Source organism: Vibrio sp. Vb0888 (genome assembly GCF_033338835.1).
GTDB classification, from domain to species: domain Bacteria; phylum Pseudomonadota; class Gammaproteobacteria; order Enterobacterales; family Vibrionaceae; genus Vibrio; species Vibrio alginolyticus.
Window position 1 is genome coordinate 230,132 of sequence record NZ_JAWOTL010000007.1, and the last position, 19,983, is coordinate 250,114.

Sequence of the window (19,983 nt, forward strand, 5' to 3'; positions counted from 1 at the left end):
GAGCCACCCCTACGATTCACTACCTGTGCGGCTATCGATTGAATTTTCGATTTTTAACAGCTGGCTAATTTGTTTGTTTACGTTGTTAAGCTCGGTTTTAACGTCCTCAATCAATTCATTAGGAGCAGGAAAATGGTGTTTGTTTAAGTGTTCAAGCTTTGCCAATTTTGGTGGTAAGTCGTCATCACATAACAAGACGAGAATGGTCTTTAGTCTTTTTGAATAACATCTGAGTGCTTCAAAACGGTTTTGTTTATGCAGCATCTCAATATCAATCCCTGCGTCACTGAAATCTTGGTAAAAATCGCCTAATAGCAATTGCAGCCCTTTATGGCTATTGTCGACTGAGCGCAACAGATTTGTCATATTTATCATTATCCCACCGCACTAATTGCTTTAATGACAACAAGTAAGGATCTTTATACTGGGTTTTCAAATTTTTTTGTTTTTATAGAACTCGAAATGTATGAAAAAAGTTGTATAAAAAAGTTGGTTTCTAAAAATGGTGTCCTTTACTGCCTCTAAACACGATCAGTTAGCTAAAAAGCAACGGAGGCTGTAATGGCAGGCGACACTAATCAAGAAAAAGACAATGAAAAGCTTAACGATGCGGTAGAGCAAACAGAAACGAAGGATACGGGGACAAAAGAAGAAAAACAGCAGTCGACCGTCTCTTCGACTGTAGCGACCGGTGCTGAAAGTGCAGATGCTGTTGATGAAGCCAATCGTGCGATGGAAGAAAATCCTAGTGGCGCGGGTACGGAAGAAGAAGCAGTGAGCTCGGGTGGCGCAGTTCAAGAAGAGGATACTGAAAGTAGCAGCGACTCTGACGCTGCACAATCCAATGTTGTTGATAGTGTAGCTTCTAGCGGAGAATCAGGTGACGAGGCTCTGGGCAGCGGTGGTTCGGATTCTGGGGCGGGTGCCCAAGCGGTCGGTGGTGGTGATGCCTCTGGCTCTGAAGGTGGTTCGGACGCAGAAGGCAATGAAGCGCAAGGACAAGCGGCACAAACTTCATCTGCGCCAAGTGCGTCTTCAGACTCTGAAGGTTCTCAAGGTGGTGACGAGCTAGATTCAGAAACCACTGAAGAGAGCTTCGCGGTGGATGTACAAGACACCAGCGAAGAAACCACGACGCAAGTAGAAGACGATTTCGACTCCGAAACTACGAGCGAAACGTTCCAAATTAAAGTCGAAGGTGAAAATGACGCGCCAGAAGTAGGGCAAGATCTGGCATACATCATGGATGAAGATGGCACTATTACCTTCACTCAAGAACAACTTCTCGGGTACGCGAGTGATGTTGATGGCGATGATCTTGCCGCATTCAACGTGCAAGTGGGTGCTAATGCATCAGTTGTGGATAATGGTGATGGCACTTATACCGTCACACCTGATACTGATTTCAATGGTGAACTCGACTTAACGTTTGATATCAGTGATGGTCAAGAAACCGTTTCAAGTTCTATCGATTTAACCGTTCGTCCAATCAATGACGCACCAGTACCTGAAGATAAAACCTTTGAGGTGGAAGAGGACGGCACGCTGATCTTCACCGATGCTGACCTGCTTGCTGGCGCAACGGATATTGAAGGCGATAACCTAACCGTTGAAGGTGTGAGCTACGACGGTGGCGACGGCATCCTGACCGACAACGGTAATGGGACATACACTTTTGCGCCAAATGAAAACTTCAATGGTGATGTGAACTTCAGCTTTGATGTTTCCGACGGCACGGATACGGTTTCAGCCAACATTGATGTAAGCGTCACACCTGTCGATGATGCGCCAGTATCTGGCAATCTTGCTTACTCGGTGGACGAAGATGGCTCGATTCGTTTGAGCCAAGAGCAGTTGTTGTCGCAAGCTTCCGATGTGGAAGGCGATGCACTGACGGCGTCTAACCTTTCGGTAGATGGCAATGCGACGGTGACTCAAAATGACGATGGTAGCTTCACCATCACGCCGGACGCAGATTTCAATGGTGATATCGACATCAGCTTCGATATCTCAGATGGCACGAATACTGTTCAAGCAACCGCTGACCTAACCGTTAACCCAATCAACGATTTACCTGTTCCTCAAGACCAGCAGTTTAGCGTGGAAGAAGACGGCACGCTGATCTTTACGGATGCTGACCTGCTTGCTGGCGCAACGGATATTGAGGGCGATAACCTAACAGTTGAAGGTGTGAGTTACGATGGTGGCGACGGCATCCTGATCGACAACGGTAATGGGACTTACACTTTTGCGCCAAATGAAAACTTCAATGGCGATGTGAACTTCAGCTTTGATGTGTCCGACGGTACAGATACGGTTTCTGCCAACATTGATGTCAGTGTTACGCCTGTCGATGATGCGCCAGTATCAGGCAATCTTGCTTACTCGGTGGATGAAGATGGCTCGATTCGTTTGAGCCAAGAGCAGTTGTTGTCACAAGCTTCCGATGTGGAAGGCGATGCACTGACGGCGTCTAACCTTTCAGTAGATGGCAATGCGACGGTGACTCAAAACGACGATGGCAGCTTCACTATCACGCCAGACGCAGATTTCAATGGTGATATCGACATCAGCTTCGATATCTCAGATGGCACGAATACCGTTCAAGCAACCGCTGACCTAACCGTTAATCCAATCAACGATCTGCCGGTTCCTCAAGACCAACAATTCAGTGTGGAAGAGGACGGCACGCTGCAATTTACTGATGCGGATCTGCTTGCTGGTGCGACCGACATTGAAGGCGATGACCTTTCTGTAACGGGAATCAGCTATGAAGGCACCGATGGCGTTCTAACTGACAATGGTGATGGCACATATAGCTTTGCGCCAAATGAGAACTTCAATGGCGATGTGAACTTCAGTTTCGACGTGTCTGATGGCACAGATACGGTTTCAGCGAATGTAGATGTGAGCGTCACGCCGGTGAATGATCCTCCTGTGGCTGGTTCAACGTCTTACACAGTTCACGAAGACAATTCTATTACCATTTCTGACGCGCAGCTGTTGGCAAACTCTTCGGATTTAGAAGGGGATGTCTCGATTGATAGCGTGAGCTACTCTGGCAGCGATGGTGTGTTGCAAATCAATGGTGACGGCACGTACACCTTCTCTCCAAATGAAAACTTTAATGGTGAAGTGACGCTTGATGTTGTCGTCGCTGATGAAGAAGGCGCAACGGATGCCACCACTGCTGGCATTACGGTGCTGGAAGTGAACGATCCACCAGTCGCAGGACCAACTTCTTACACCATTGATGAAGATTCAGTTCTGACCTTCAGTGAATCGCAAGTGCTGCTGAATGCCTCTGATGTGGAAGACGATGTAGAGCTTGTTGGCATTAGTTACGATGGTCCGGATGGCATTTTCACCGTTAACGATGATGGCACGTGCAGCTTCGCGCCAAACGAGAACTTTAACGGGCAAGTTCAACTTGATGTGACCATTCGAGATGAAGATGGAGCAGAAGTTGATACCGTCATTAATGTGAATGTATTGCCAATCAATGATGCGCCAGTATCGGGTGATTTGGCTTACAGTGTTGATGAAGACGGTGCGATTACACTCAGCCAAGAACAGCTTCTTTCTCAAGCGTCTGATATTGAGGGAGATGGTCTGACTGCTAGCGATTTGACTGTAGATGGAAACGCAACCGTCACAGCGAACGACGATGGCAGCTTCACGATTACGCCAGATGCGGACTTTAATGGTGACATTGATATCCAATTCAACATTACAGATGGCACAGACACTATCAAAGCAACGGCGGATCTAACGGTTAATCCAGTTAACGATCTTCCTGTTCCTCAAGACCAGCAGTTCAGTGTTGAAGAAGATGGCACGCTTCAGTTTACCGATGCAGACTTGCTTGCTGGCGCGACCGATATCGATGGCGATAACTTAACGGTTGATGGCATTAGCTACACAGGCAGCGATGGTGTGCTGACTGACCACGGTGATGGTACTTACACCTTTGCACCAAATGAAAACTTCAACGGAGACGTCAGCTTTAGTTTTGGTGTTTCTGACGGTACTGAAACCGTACCAGCAAATGTGGACGTGAGCGTCACTCCAGTGAACGATCCTCCGGTTGCGGGTTCAACGTCTTACACGGTTGATGAAGACAACGCGATTACCATTTCTGACGAGCAGCTTCTGGCTAACTCTTCGGATGTGGAAGGCGCAGTGTCCATCGATAGCGTGACCTATTCAGGCACCGATGGCGTATTCCAAGACAACGGTGATGGTACTTACACCTTCATGCCGAATGAGAACTTCAGCGGTGATATCAGCCTTGATGTGATTGTGGCGGATGAGCAAGGTGCGATTGACGAAACGACCGCAGGCATTACGGTCATTGAAGTGAATGACCCTCCAGTTGCCGGTCCAACGTCTTACACGATTGATGAAGATTCAGTACTGACATTCAGTGAGTCACAAATTCTTGCTAACGCATCTGATATCGAGGGTGATGTAGAGCTTGTTGGCATCAGCTATGAAGGCTCGGATGGTATCTTTACCGTCAATGGCGATGGTACTTGTAGCTTTGCGCCAAACGAGAACTTCAATGGTCAAGTTCAGTTGGATGTGACCATTCAAGATGAGAATGGGGCAACTGTTGATACGCACATCAATGTCGACGTATTGCCAATCAACGATCCACCAGTATCGGGTGATTTGGCTTACACCATCAACGAAGACAGCTCAATTACGCTAAGCCAAGAGCAACTGCTTGCCAAAGCGGGCGATATTGATAGCGAGAACCTTGAAGCCATCAATCTATCGACAGATGACAACGCGACAATTCAATACAACGATGATGGCAGCTATACCATCACACCGGATGAAAACTACAACGGTGACCTAGATCTGACCTTCGATATCATTGATAACGATGGCGGCTCGGTACAAGTTGGTCTGGATATTACGGTTAATCCTGTGAATGACTTGCCACAAGCGCAAGATCAACAGTTCACGGTAGAAGAAGATGGCACCTTGCTGTTCACGGATGCAGACCTATTGGAAGGTGCATCGGATATTGATGGCGATGATCTGTCTATCGAAAACGTTCTCTACACAGGTGCGGATGGTGTACTTACCGACAATGGTGATGGCACTTATAGTTTCGCGCCGAATGAGAACTTCAACGGTGATGTTCAGTTCACATTCGATGTGTCTGACGGCACAGGTTCAACACCAGCATTCATTGATGTCAGCGTGACACCAGTGAACGATCCACCGGTTGCCGGTTCTACGTCTTACACGGTTCAAGAAGACGGTCAAATCACCATTAGTGACGAGCAGTTGTTAGCTAACTCTTCTGATGTGGAAGGCGATGTAGCCTTGGCGAATGTTAGCTACTCTGGTAACGACGGTAGCTTCGTGGACAATGGCGACGGCACATATACCTTCACGCCAAATGAGAACTTTGACGGTAACATTTCTCTCGACGTTACGGTTATCGACCAAGATGGTGCAACGGATACAACAACCGCAGGCATCGATGTTATCGCGGTGAACGACGCACCAGAAACGTCAGGCATTCAAGCGGAGGTGGATGAAGATAACGCCATCACCATCACGCAAGAACAATTGCTTGCGAATGCGACAGACATTGAAGGTGATGACCTTGTTGCCAGCAATCTACAAACCAATGACCCGGATGCGACGATCGTAGCCAATGACGATGGTTCTTTTACCATTACGCACACCGAAAACTTTAACGGTGAGTTGGACTTTACTTACAACATCAGCGATGGCGAAAATGATGTTCTGACCACGTTGGATCTGACCGTTAATCCTGTCAACGATGCGCCAGAAGCGGGCGACGAGATCTTTATTCAAGCGGAAGAAGACCAAACAGTGGGTGTTTCTCTGCGTGAAGAGCCTGCTTTACGTCTCGACCAAGCCCCTGAAAACGGCATCATTGAAGCGAATCTAAATGACGAATGGGTACAGCTAGAAGTCGGGCAGGAGGTTCCTGCAGACACGGAAGTGCGCTTCATTCCAAATGATGATGCATTGGCGAACGGTACGCATACGAGTCAAATTGGTACCTTTGACGACAACGCTAGCCTCGATGATTGGGGTACTGCTGTTGACCCTTACACACGTGAGTTTGTTGATGGTGATTTGAAAGTTACCGTTCAAAGTAATGATGACCCACTCGGTGCGTGGAATGGTAAAACACACATCGGTCACGGTATTGGTGATACTGACCGTCAAGGCTTGAGCGGTGATGAAAAACTAACTGTGACCGTTGAAGGTCAAGATATCAACGAAATCAGCTTCCACCTAGATGGTCTAGGCGGCTGGTTTATGGAAGAGTCTCGCCACTTTACCGAAGTCGAAATTCGCGCATTCAACTCCGATGGTGACTTGATCGACTCGATGACTTACCACAAAGAAGATCGTGGTAGCTATGAGACGGATTACACTCTAACGGTGAACGAGCCGGTGTCTTACTTTGAGCTAGGTACGATTCAAGGTAACGGTACTTACGTGGTTCAAAACATGACGGTTTCGCAAACTTGTCATGATGAAGCGGTGTTCACATCTATTGGCGTGGACGGCACGGAAATCACGGAAACGGTAGAGCTTAATATCCGTGAAGGTGACAGTGAAATCGAACTGACCGCTGACCTGCCAAATGTGACCATTGATACCGAAGGTTCTACGCAGTTTGCCTCTGTGGTAATTACAGAAGAGCAGCTTTTAGCACAAGCGAGTGATATCGATAGTGACGTTCTTGATATTCAAAACCTTGAGCTGGTGGGGGACAACGCGGAGCACGCTACGTTAACCGACAACGGCGATGGTACATGGACAGTCACACCAGATGAGAACTTCTACGGTGAGATTGAGCTGGGTTACCAAGTTACGGATGGTGAACTCACTGACGACAACATCATCAACATCAACTTCGAAGCAGTAAACGATGCGCCAATCGTTTCTGGTCCGATTGTGTTGTCGACTGATGAGGATGTGGGCATTACGTTTAGCGCGGATGATTTGCTTGCCAATGCAAGTGACGTGGAAGGCGATGCGCTGTCTATCTCTGATATCTCTTACAGCGGTGATAACGGTGAGCTTGTCGACAATGGCGACGGCACTTACACCTTTATGCCGAATGAAAACTTCAATGGTGAAGTCGACATCGATTACAAAGTCTTCGATGGCACCGATGAAGTCGATACCCATTTAGATCTGACCGTTATTCCGGTCAACGATGTGCCAGTCCCTGGTGCACCGCTGCATACTCAAATGCTAGAAAACGGCACCATCATCATCGAAGCAAAAGACCTGTTATCAGGTGCGACTGATGTGGATGGCGACATTCTGCATATCGAGAATCTACTGCTTGTTGACCAGTCACAAGGTACGTTGACAGATAACGGCGACAACACCTTTACCTTCGAGCCAACTTCGAACTTCTACGGTGAAGTGAACTTGACCTTCGACATCAGCGATGGTCAAGCAAGTGCACCAAGCACTGCGAAGATCGATGTTGAGATCGTCAACGAAGGTCCAGAGGTTAGCGGTCCAGTTGATGCGGTCGTTGATGAAGATGGCTCAATTACCATCACTCAAGAAGACTTGTTAGCGAACGCGACGGACGTGGATGGTGACAACCTTGAAGCGGTGAACCTATCGACCAACGATCCTAATGCAACTATCGTTGAGAACGCTGATGGTAGCTTTACGATTACACCGAGCGAAAACTTCTTTGGTGAAATCGAATTTACTTATGACGTAACTGACGCGATTGAAACCGTCGCTGCGGATCTAAACCTCACCGTTAACCCAGTGAACGACCTGCCAGATGTGCCTGATTTGTCCTTCACCACAGAAGACGGTGAAGCTATCACGATTACTGAAGCAGAGCTGCTGGCTCAAGCGACGGACATCGAAGGCGATGACCTGTCTGTTGTTAACGTGACGAGTTTAAGCGACACGGTTCAAGTGACAGACAATGGCGATGGCACTTACACATTAACGCCAGAGCAGGGCTTCTTTGGTAATGTTGACCTCACGTTTGATGTGAGCGATGGCACCGATGTGGTGGCGGCAAACATCGACTTGAAAGTTGAGTTCGTCAACGACGCACCAGAAGCAGCGCCAATCGTGGCAGACGTGGACGAGGATGGATCTATCCTCGTGACACAAGAAATGCTGCTTGAAAACGCCAGCGATCAAGATGGTGATGACCTGTACGCAACGGCATTAGAAACCAATGATCCTAATGCCTCTATCGTGGATAACGGTGACGGCACCTTTACCGTTACGCCTTCACAACATTTCAATGGAGACATAGAGTTTACTTATGAAGTAAGCGACGGTGAATTGAGTGTTGCCAATGAAATGACATTGACGGTGAACCCAGTCAATGACATTCCAATTGTTGCGCCTGGCATGTACCACATTGAAGAGGATGGCAGCATCCTGTTCACGCAAGAAGATCTGCTAAGTGGTGCGATTGATATTGATGGTGATGACCTCACTGTTACCAGCATTAATTACTCGGGTGATGAAGGTACTGTAACGGACAACGGTGACGGTACATTTAGCTTCGTACCAGAAGAGCACTTCAGTGGTGACTTGCAGTTCAGCTTTACGGTTTCTGACGGTACTGATGAAGTTGAGCAAGACATTAATGTCCATATCGAAGCCGTGGCAGATGCGCCAGACCTAGTCATCACTGATGGCGATGGTCGAAATGTGGATGATCAAGCAATCTTGGTTGAGCCAGGCGGTATTGTTGAAGTGAACATCGCCGCAGCATTGGTTGACCAAGACTTGTCAGAAACGCTGACTGTGACCGTTGATGGCGTTCCAGAAGGTTCGGTGATCAGCTACGACAACGAAGGGGTACTTAACGATCAAGACAACGGTATCACCAGTTTTAACGATACTGAAATCACGGTTACCTTTGAAGGTGAAACCGCGGGTTACCAAAACGCAGCTGGCTATTACAAAGTTGATGAAGACGGCAATATCACGGGCGTTGAAGTGGTGTACGAAAACGCCTCTCAAGTTGGCGGAGGCGGTGACCTCATTCCGGGACAAGATCAGTTCAGCTTCCAAATCTCGGAAGGGGAAAGCTTCAACCTATTCTTGATTCCTAACGGTCATAACTTCAATGACTTTGCGTCCATGCAAGATGGTCAGTATGAGTTCCGTGCGGCAGATGGCTCTCCTGCGAACATGGATACGGTCGACCCACAACTCGTGTTTGTGGGTGCTGATGGTTCTGAAACCGTGATTCAAAGCCAATTTGGTGATGCAGTCTTCCATGGCGGCACAAGCTCAGAGCTCAACCAAGATGGCATTGAACATACTCGAACTACTGTGAACGAAGACGGTGAACTGGTTTACGGCTTTGAAGATCTCTACGGTGGCGGCGATGCCGATTATAGTGACTTCAACTTCACCATTGATGTAGGTGAAGTGAACAGCCAGATCTACAGCGGTGAAGTAACAGTCGGTCCAGATGGTTCTGTAACGCTTCCAACCACAGCAATTGAACAAGAGCTACAGATTCAATTGCCAGAAGACTTTAACCAACAGCTAGAAATCAATGTAACGGCAACGGCGACAGAGCTATCAAATAATGATTCTGAAACCGTTTCTCAAACCATCTACGTCAATGCAACGGGTGCTCACATTGAACATACGCCTGAAGCATTGCCTGTTTCTGCTGTGGTTGAAGAAGATGGTTCAATCCTAATCACGCAAGAAGATTTGCTCGCTAATGCGCGTGACTTGGATGGAGACCAACTGACAGCACTGAACTTGGCAACGGATGATGAAAACATCACCATCACAGACAATGGTGACGGTACTTACACCTTAACGCCAGATGCGGACTTTAATGGTGACATCACCTTTACGTTCGATGTGTCTGACGGCGATGATGTTGTCTCAACCAACCTTGAGTTATTGGTGTCACCAGTTAACGATGCGCCTGAACCACAAGATCAAGCGTTCACCATTGGTGAAGATGGTGTGCTGACCTTTACTGATGCGGATCTCCTAACAGGCGCTACCGATATTGAAGGGGATGACTTATCTGTTGAGGGCGTCACTTACACAGGCGCGGACGGTGTTCTTACTGACAATGGTGATGGCACATATAGCTTCGCACCAAACGAGAACTTTAATGGCGACGTGAACTTCACTTTCGATGTTTCCGATGGCACGGATACCGTGACGGCGAATATCGACGTAAGCGTGACGCCGGAGAACGATCCACCGGTTGCAGGCAGCACGGCTTACACCGTTCATGAAGACAATTCGATTACCATTAGTAACGAACAGCTGTTGGCTAACTCGTCTGATATAGAAGGCGAAGTGGCGATTGATAGCGTGAGCTACAGCGGTAACGATGGCGTGCTGGAAATCAACGGTGATGGTACGTACACCTTCTCACCAAACGAAAATTTCAGCGGCGAGGTGAGCCTAGATGTTGTCGTTGTCGATGAAGATGGTGCAACGGACTCGACCACTGCAGGCATTACTGTGATTGAGGTAAATGACCCACCAATCGCAGGTCCTACCGCATACACTATCGATGAAGACCAAGTTCTAACCTTCAGTGAATCGCAAGTGCTACTGAATGCTTCGGATGTTGAAGGGGATGTTGAGCTAGTAGGCATCAGCTACGACGGTCCAGATGGCATCTTCTCAGTAAACGGTGATGGTACTTGTAGCTTTGCACCGAATGAAAACTTCAACGGTCAAGTACAGTTGGATGTGACCATTCGCGATGAAGATGGCGCAGAGGTTGATACTTACATCACAGTCGATGTCTTACCAATCAATGATGCACCTGTATCTGGTAACTTGGCGTACAGCGTTGATGAAGACAATTCAATTACGCTAAGCCAAGAGCAGCTACTTGCTCAAGCATCGGATGTAGAAGGTGATGCGCTGACTGCGTCTAACCTAGTGGTTGACGGTGATGCAACGGTTACGGCAAACGACGATGGTAGCTTCACTATCACGCCAGATGCGAACTTCAATGGCGACATTGATATCACGTTCGACATCAATGATGGCAGCGACACTATTGTTGCAACGGCGGACCTAACGGTTAACCCAGTTAATGACTTGCCGCAGCCAGAAGATCAAGCGTTCACCATTGGTGAAGATGGTGTGTTGTCCTTCACTGATCAAGACCTGCTGGATGGTGCAACGGACATCGATGGCGATGACCTATCGGTAGAAGGTGTCACTTACACAGGCGCAGATGGTGTCCTAACTGACAATGGAGATGGTACCTATAGCTTCGCACCGAATGAGAACTTCAATGGCGACGTGAACTTTACCTTCGATGTTTCCGATGGCACGGACACCGTGACCGCGAATATCGATGTGAGTGTGACGCCAGAGAACGATCCACCAGTGGCAGGCAGCACGTCTTACACGGTGCATGAAGATAACTCGATCACCATCAGTGATGAACAGCTACTAGCGAACTCATCGGATATTGAAGGTGATGTATCGATTGATAGCGTTAGCTACAGCGGCACAGATGGTGTGTTCCAAGACAATGGTGACGGTACGTACACCTTCTCGCCAAACGAGAACTTCAATGGTGAAGTGAGTCTAGATGTTGTCGTGGTCGATGAAGACGGTGCGACGGATTCAACTACCGCAGGTATTACAGTACTTGAGGTGAACGATCCACCAATCGCAGGCGCGACCAGCTACTCAGTGAACGAAGACGAAGTCATCATTATTAGCTCTGAGCAGTTATTGGCGAACGCTTCTGACGTTGAAGGTGAAGTTGCGATTGATAGCGTCAGCTACAGCGGTTCCGACGGTATCTTTACTGACAACGGTGACGGCACATTCAGCTTCGCACCAAACGCCAACTTTGATGGCGATGTGAGCCTAGATGTTGTGGTTGTTGATGAAGACGGTGCAACTGCGGCAACTAACGCAAACATCGATGTATTGCCAATCAACGATGCGCCAGTATCGGGCAACTTGGCTTACAGTGTCGATGAAGACAATTCAATTACGCTTAGCCAAGAGCAGCTTCTTGCTCAAGCATCGGATGTAGAAGGGGACGCGCTAACCGCGACTAACTTAGTGGTTGACGGTGATGCAACGGTTACTGCAAACGATGATGGCAGCTTTACCATTACGCCTGATGCGAACTTCAATGGTGACATTGATATCACGTTTGATATCAGTGATGGTTCTAACACCTTGGTCGCGACGGCAGATCTAACGGTTAATCCAGTTAACGACCTACCACAGCCAGAAGATCAAGCGTTCACTATTGGTGAAGATGGTGTGTTGACCTTCACTGACCAAGATCTGCTTGATGGCGCAACGGATATTGATGGCGATGACCTATCGGTAGAAGGTGTCACTTACACTGGCGCTGATGGTGTCCTAACCGATAACGGTGATGGGACCTACAGCTTTGCGCCAAACGAGAACTTCAATGGCGACGTGAACTTTACCTTCGATGTTTCCGATGGTACGGACACCGTGACCGCGAATATCGATGTGAGTGTGACGCCAGAGAACGATCCACCGGTTGCGGGCAGCACCTCTTACACGGTGCATGAAGACAATTCGATCACCATCAGTAACGAGCAGTTATTGGCTAACTCATCTGACGTCGAAGGTGAAGTAGCAATCGACAGCGTGAGCTACAGCGGCGCAGATGGCGTGTTCCAAGACAATGGTGACGGCACTTACACCTTCTCGCCAAACGAGAACTTCAATGGTGAAGTGAGCCTTGACGTTGTGGTTGTCGATGAAGACGGTGCGACGGATTCAACCACCGCAGGTATTACGGTACTTGAGGTGAACGATCCGCCAATTGCCGGCGCGACCAGCTACTCAGTGAACGAAGACGAAGTGATCACCATCAGCTCTGAGCAGCTATTGGCGAGTGCTTCTGATGTTGAAGGCGAAGTCGCGATTGATAGCGTCAGCTACAGCGGCTCTGACGGTATCTTTACTGACAACGGCGATGGCACATTCAGCTTCGCGCCAAACGAAAACTTCAACGGTGATGTCAGCCTAGATGTGGTCGTGACCGATGAAGACGGTGCAACGGTAGCAACCAATGCAAATATTGATGTATTGCCAATCAACGATGCTCCAGTATCAGGTGATTTGGCTTACAGCGTGGATGAAGATGGCTCTATCACGCTAAGCCAAGAACAGCTTCTTGCACAAGCAGGCGACGTAGATGGCGATGACCTAACCGCGGCGAACCTCACTGTTGACGGCAATGCGACCGTTGTTGCGAATGACGATGGCAGCTTCACTATCACACCAGATGCGGACTTCAATGGCGACATTGATCTGAGCTTCGACATTACGGACGGCGATGCGACCATTCAAGCCACTGCCGATCTGACTGTGAACCCAGTGAACGACCTACCAACGGTTGGTCAACCACAGTTTGTTACGCAAGAAGACACCAGTTTCACCTTCACCGAAGAGCAACTGCTGCAAAATGCAGGTGATATCGATGGTGATAACCTAACGGTTGAGAACGTTGCTTCTGACAGTGGTACGTTAGTCGACAACGGTGACGGCACTTACACCTTCGCACCAAACGAAAACTTCGATGGCAACGTGAACGTGACGTTTGATGTCAACGATGGCACTGCAACGGTTCCTGCTGAAGCGAACATTGATGTTCAATCTGTGGTTGATATGCCAGAGTTGTCGATTGCTTCGGACTTGGTGATTGCGTCTGATAACTTCGAGTCTGGCTCGAACGGTTGGAACGCGAACACTGAAAGCTCTCAAGGCTTCGAAACGGGCGACATGCTGGGTCGTATTGGTGGCACTGGCGGTGATGAAACGGTCAGCAAAACCTACGAGATCCCAAGTGATGTTAATGAAGTGAATATATCGTTTAGCTTCTACGAAATCGATTCTTGGGATGGCGAGTCGTTCCAAATCTTTGTGGGTGGCGAACAGCTAACCACCTTGGAGAACTCCGCGTTCCGTACTCAAGATGGTACGACAACGCTATACGATTCTGACGGTAACGAAGTGGGTGAAGTGATCCACGGAGCCTCTCAACGTGAAGGCTTCAGTGGTTGGAATGACCAAGCTCACCAAATCAACCTGACGGTTCCTGTCGAGGATGGCGAACTGCAACTCGGCTTCGGTTCAACCTTGAATCAAGACGTTTGGGATGAATCGTTTGGTATCGACAACATCGAAATCACGGTAGCGGATGCGGATTACCAAATTATTGGTACCGAAGATACACCAGTGCCGCTTGATATCGATGCAGCGTTAAGCGATACCGATGGTTCAGAAAACCTCTCAATCTTGATTGAAGATGTGCCAGAAGGCAGCGCACTATCAGCGGGTGTCGATAATGGTGACGGCACTTGGTCACTACAACCAGGCGAGCTAGAAGGACTAGAGTTTATCCCTTCTGCGGACTTCAACGGCGATGTGACGCTAACCGTAAATGCAACCTCTACGGATGTGGATACAGGTACAACGGCGACAGCGACGCAAGATGTGACGATTCATATCTCGCCAACCAATGATGCACCAGAAGTAACGGGTGACATCACTGCAGTCACTGCCGAAGACAACAGCATTACGCTAACTCAAGAGCAGTTACTGGAGCACGCTGTTGATATCGATGGCGATGACTTAAGTGCAATCAACCTGAGCACCAATGATGAAAATGCAACGGTTGAAATGAACGAGGATGGCAGCTTCACCATTACTCCAAGCGAGAACTTCTACGGCGACATTGAGTTTAGTTACGATGTCACGGATGGCGAAGAAGTGGTTGCTGCTGGTCTTGACCTAACCGTTACACCAGTCAATGACGCTCCAGAGCCACAAGAGCAAGCGTTCACCGTGGGTGAGGACGGTCTTCTTACCTTTACAGATGCAGACCTATTAACAGGCGCGACGGATGTAGAAGGTGACAACCTAACAGTTGAAGGCGTGACTTACACTGGCGCGGACGGTGTCCTAACCGACAATGGTGATGGCACGTACAGCTTCGCGCCAAACGAAAACTTCAATGGCGACGTGAACTTCACCTTTGATGTTTCTGATGGCACGGATACCGTGACCGCAAATATCGATGTAAGCGTGACGCCAGAGAACGATCCACCGGTGGCAGGCAGCACGTCTTACACAGTACATGAAGACAACTCGATCACCATTAGTGACGAGCAACTATTGGCTAATTCGTCTGATATCGAGGGTGATGTTGCGATCAGCAGCGTGAGCTACAGCGGTAACGACGGTGTGCTAGAAATTAATGGCGATGGTACTTACACCTTCTCACCAAACGAAAACTTTACAGGCGATGTTAGCTTAGATGTTGTCGTGGTTGACGAGGACGGCGCGGTTGATACAACAACAGTGGGTATTACCGTTCTTGAGGTGAACGATCCACCAATCGCAGGCACAACCAGTTACACCATTGATGAAGATGAAGTCATCACCATCAGTGCAGAACAGTTGTTGGCAAACTCTTCCGATATTGAAGGTGAGGTAGCACTAGATAGCGTGAGCTACAGTGGCAGCGAAGGTATCTTTACCGACAATGGTGATGGTACGTTCAGCTTTGCACCAAACCAAAACTTCAATGGTGAAGTGAACCTTGATGTTGTAGTCGTGGACGAAGATGGTGCGACCGCTTCGACGACGGCAAACATTGATGTTCTGCCAATCAATGATGCTCCAGTATTGGGTGACTTGGCTTACAGTGTCGACGAAGACAACTCAATCACGCTAAGCCAAGAACAACTGTTGGCTCAAGCATCGGATGTAGAAGGTGATGCACTAACCGCTTCTAACCTAGTGGTTGACGGTGATGCGACAGTAACTGCTAACGACGATGGCAGCTTCACCATTACGCCTGATGCGAACTTCAATGGTGACATTGATATCACGTTTGATATCAGTGATGGTTCTGACACCTTGGTCGCAACGGCAGATCTAACTGTTAATCCAGTTAACGACCTACCACAGCCAGAAGATCAAGCGTTCACCATTGGTGAAGATGGCGTCTTGTTGTTCACTGATGAAGATCTGCTTGATGGCGCAACAGATATCGATGGCGATGACCTATCGGTTGAAGGCGTGACTTACACAGGTGCAGACGGTGTCCTAACCGATAATGGTGATGGCACTTACAGCTTCGCACCGAACGAGAACTTCAACGGTGACGTGAACTTCACGTTTGATGTGTCAGACGGTACGGATACGACCTCTGCCAACATTGATGTGAGTGTGACGCCAGAGAACGATCCTCCGGTTGCGGGCAGCACGTCTTACACCGTACATGAAGACAACTCGATCACCATCAGTGACGAGCAACTACTGGCTAATTCGTCGGATATTGAAGGCGACGTAGACATCAGTAGTGTGACTTACAGTGGCAACGATGGCGTCTTCCAAGACAATGGCGATGGTACGTACACCTTCTCTCCAAACGAGAACTTCAATGGCGAGGTTAGCCTAGACGTTGTAGTTGTCGATGAAGAGGGTGCGACAGACTCAACCACTGCGGGTATTACCGTTCTTGAGGTGAACGATCCACCAATCGCAGGTGCGACAAGTTACTCTGTCAATGAAGACGAAGTCATTATCTTCACGGAAGAGCAACTGCTAGCGCAGTCAAGCGATGTGGAAGGCGACGTGAGCCTAGAAAGCGTCTCTTACAGTGGTAGCGACGGCATTCTAACGGCGAATGACGATGGCACTTATAGCTTCGCACCAAATGAAAACTTCAACGGTGGCGTAAGTCTAGATGTAGTAGTGGCTGATGAAGACGGTGCAACTGCGACAACCAACGCGAACATTGATGTATTGCCAGTCAACGATGCTCCGGTATCTGGCGATTTGGCTTACAGCGTCGATGAAGACGGTTCAATCACATTGAGTCAAGAGCAGTTACTGGCTCAAGCGGGTGACGTCGACAGCGATAATCTAGAAGCAGTGAACTTAACCGCGGTAGCCAATGCAACCGTTGTTGAGAACCAAGATGGTAGCTTTACGATTACGCCTGATGCGAACTTCAATGGCGATATCGACCTAAGCTTCGACTTGATTGATAACGATGGTGCGAGCGTGGAAGTGGGCGTCGACCTAACGGTGAACCCAATTAACGATGCGCCGCAATCAACGCCAGTGAATATTGCTGGCACCGAAGATACCACCATTCTTATTACGCAGGACATGTTGCTTGCTAACGCGACAGACATCGACAACACCTACGATGAACTGTCTGCTGTCGACCTAGTGATTGATGAGCAATACGGTGACTTGCTAGACAACGGTGATGGCACTTGGTCATTCACTCCGGCAGAGAACTTCAATGGTGATGTGCCAATGTCGTTCGGTGTCAGCGATGGTGATTTAGTTACGCCGGTTGAAGGCAATCTAAACATCGAAGCGGTTAACGATGCACCAGAAGCGCCAACCATCCAGATGCAAGGCGAAGAAGATGTGGTCATGGTGATTGACCCTGCTTACATCGCTGATCAAGTTACGGATCTTGATGGTGACGAAATCAGCGTAGAAAGCATCACGGTTCGTGCGCCTGCAAACGCGACATTAACCCAGCAACCAGATGGTATGTACCATTTGGTAACCACTCAAGACTTCAATGGTTTGGTGGAACTGGGTTATACCGCGACGGATGGTGAAGAAGTGGTTGAAGGCTCGTTGAATGTGGATGTTATTCCAGTCAACGATGCTCCATTCAATGTGGGTAATGCCTTTATGGCAACCGACGAGGATGGCGCATTCACCTTCGACGCTGGCGACCTGATGAACTTGTTCGGCGATATCGACACTGAAAACCTAGTCGTATCACGCATTATCACCGCAGAAGGTGAAGATGGTGGTGAGGTAACAGACAACGGTGACGGTACTTGGACATTCACACCGACTGGCGATTTTGCAGGGGTTTCTGACTTGCAAGTTGTGGTCAGTGACGGTGAGTTTGAGACGGTACTTGATGTACCAGTGTTTGTTCGCCCTGTTGCGGATGGCGCAGTCATCACAACCGACCATGATGGTCCGTTAGTCTTCGGTGAGGACGAAACGGGTCACCTAGGCTTGAATGTCGGTCTAATCGACGATTCAGAAACGTTAAGTAACCTAGTGATGACTGGTTTCCCTGTTGGCTTCGAAGTTACGGATGGTGTGAACACCATTACCATTACGGAACCGGGTCAATACATCGATTTGAACGAGTGGGATATTTCAGACCTGCAAATGACGCCTCCGGCTGACTTTAATGGCGAGTTCTTCGTAACCGTGACCGCAACAACGGTGGATTACGGTGACGAGCCAGAAGAGTTCGAAGATGGCATCGATTCAGGTGACTTCGAAACCCTAGCGGGTGAGCCCGTTATCCTAACCGCTGATGACCTAATCGGATTGGCAGAAAACGTAGACGCTGACGCGGGTGATGAAGTGAAATTCGTTCACCTAGCTGATCGCAGCCAAGGTGAGATTGTCGATAACGGTGATGGCACATGGACATTCAATCCAGCACCGGGCTTTACTGGTGAAGCGGATATCGCTTATGTGATTGATAAAGACGGTGTGCTTCATGATGAGCAAACAGGCGTGGTCGTGAAAGAAGACGCACCACAAGAGAATGCTTCTCCAGAAATCGACAGCATTTCTACCACAGAAATGGCAGCGGATGGCACCTTGTCGTTCACCAATGACGACATGCTATCGACATTGAGCGATGCAGAAGGCGACAGCTTGAGCATTGAATCAGTGAGCCTAATGGAAGGTCAAGGTGTGATAGAGACCGATAACCAAGGTAACTACCAATTCACACCAGCAGAAGGCTACACCGGAGATGTTCAAGTTGGCTTCATTGCAACTGACGGTGAAAACCGCATTGAGAGCTTCTTTAATGTCGACATCCAAGGTGAAGGTGAAACCACAACCAGCGAAGGCTACGCACTGGCTGATGATGGTTCACTAACCCTAACGGAAGCGCAGTTGATTGATGAGCTTGGCATTAGCCCTTCAGCAGAAGTGTTGGATGTCGCCGATGCAAACGATGCAGGTTTCTTCGCGAAATCAGGTGATGAAGAGTGGACATACTGGCCGAACGATGACTTCGATGGCAATTTAGCTATGGATGTTCAGGTCAACGATAACGGTGAAGTATCGACTCAGAATCTGAGCATCCAAGTTGCGGACGATTCAGCGCAAAGTGACGAGCCACAAATCCAAACTGCTCAAGCATCATCAGAGCAGCAAGTTGGCGAAGCGCAACAGCCTGAAGAGCAAGCAGCAAACGGTGCAGACAGTGAAGAGGAGAGCGCAGCTGATGTGACTGCAGCGCCAGGCGATACCATTTCTATCTCGGTTCCAGATGAGGTCAGTGGTAACGAATCGGTGGATTATGCAGAAATGTCCGGTCTACCTGATGGTGCATCAGTAAGCAACGCACTGGATAATGGCGATGGCAGCTTCACATTAAGTGGCAACCTGAACCAACCAGTATCGGTTGACCTACCAGAAGGTTACGAAGGTACGAGCGAAATCCAATTCCAAGGTTACGACGAATTGGGCAGCGCGGTAGAAGGTGCGAGTGGCACAGTTGAAGTTGAAGTCGATGATCAATACACCATGCAAGGTTCTGCGCAAGATCAGCAACCAGACATGGCGGGTATGGAATCTGGCGGCAGCGACTGGACAAGTGCGGGAGGTCAAGATCAAGGTGTTGACTTCACGGATGACTCTGGCAGCTTCGACTCGGATACTCAAACGGGTACTGACCAAGGCAACGATTTCGATCAAAGCTCAATGTAACCAGTCCTAGACGAGGGCAGTGTCATTGCTGCCCGAACCAAAGCCATGCAGAGCCTACTTTGCATGGCTTTTTTGTTGGTCTTCTTTCTATGAGCTCTAGAAAAAAACTTGGAAATTGAAAAAAGTATTCTTAGCTAGTTTATACCCAAGTAACCTCGAGATGTTAGGTTC

The 19,983-nt window shown here is 48.6% G+C and carries 2 protein-coding genes; one reads left to right on the plus strand and one right to left on the minus strand.

Translation table 11 applies throughout. The features are described 5' to 3' along the window. Window positions 1-9: 9 nt before the first annotated feature. A complete protein-coding gene (locus tag R7P72_RS12825) occupies window positions 10-378 on the minus strand; it encodes a hypothetical protein (RefSeq protein WP_031777210.1) in 369 nt (122 codons plus the stop codon). 183 nt (window positions 379-561) lie between these two features. On the opposite strand from R7P72_RS12825, the gene R7P72_RS12830 reads away from it, so the two are divergent. Then, entirely contained in the window at window positions 562-19,812 is a 19,251-nt protein-coding gene (locus R7P72_RS12830) for a tandem-95 repeat protein (protein WP_285437713.1), read from the plus strand. Window positions 19,813-19,983: the final 171 nt, after the last annotated feature.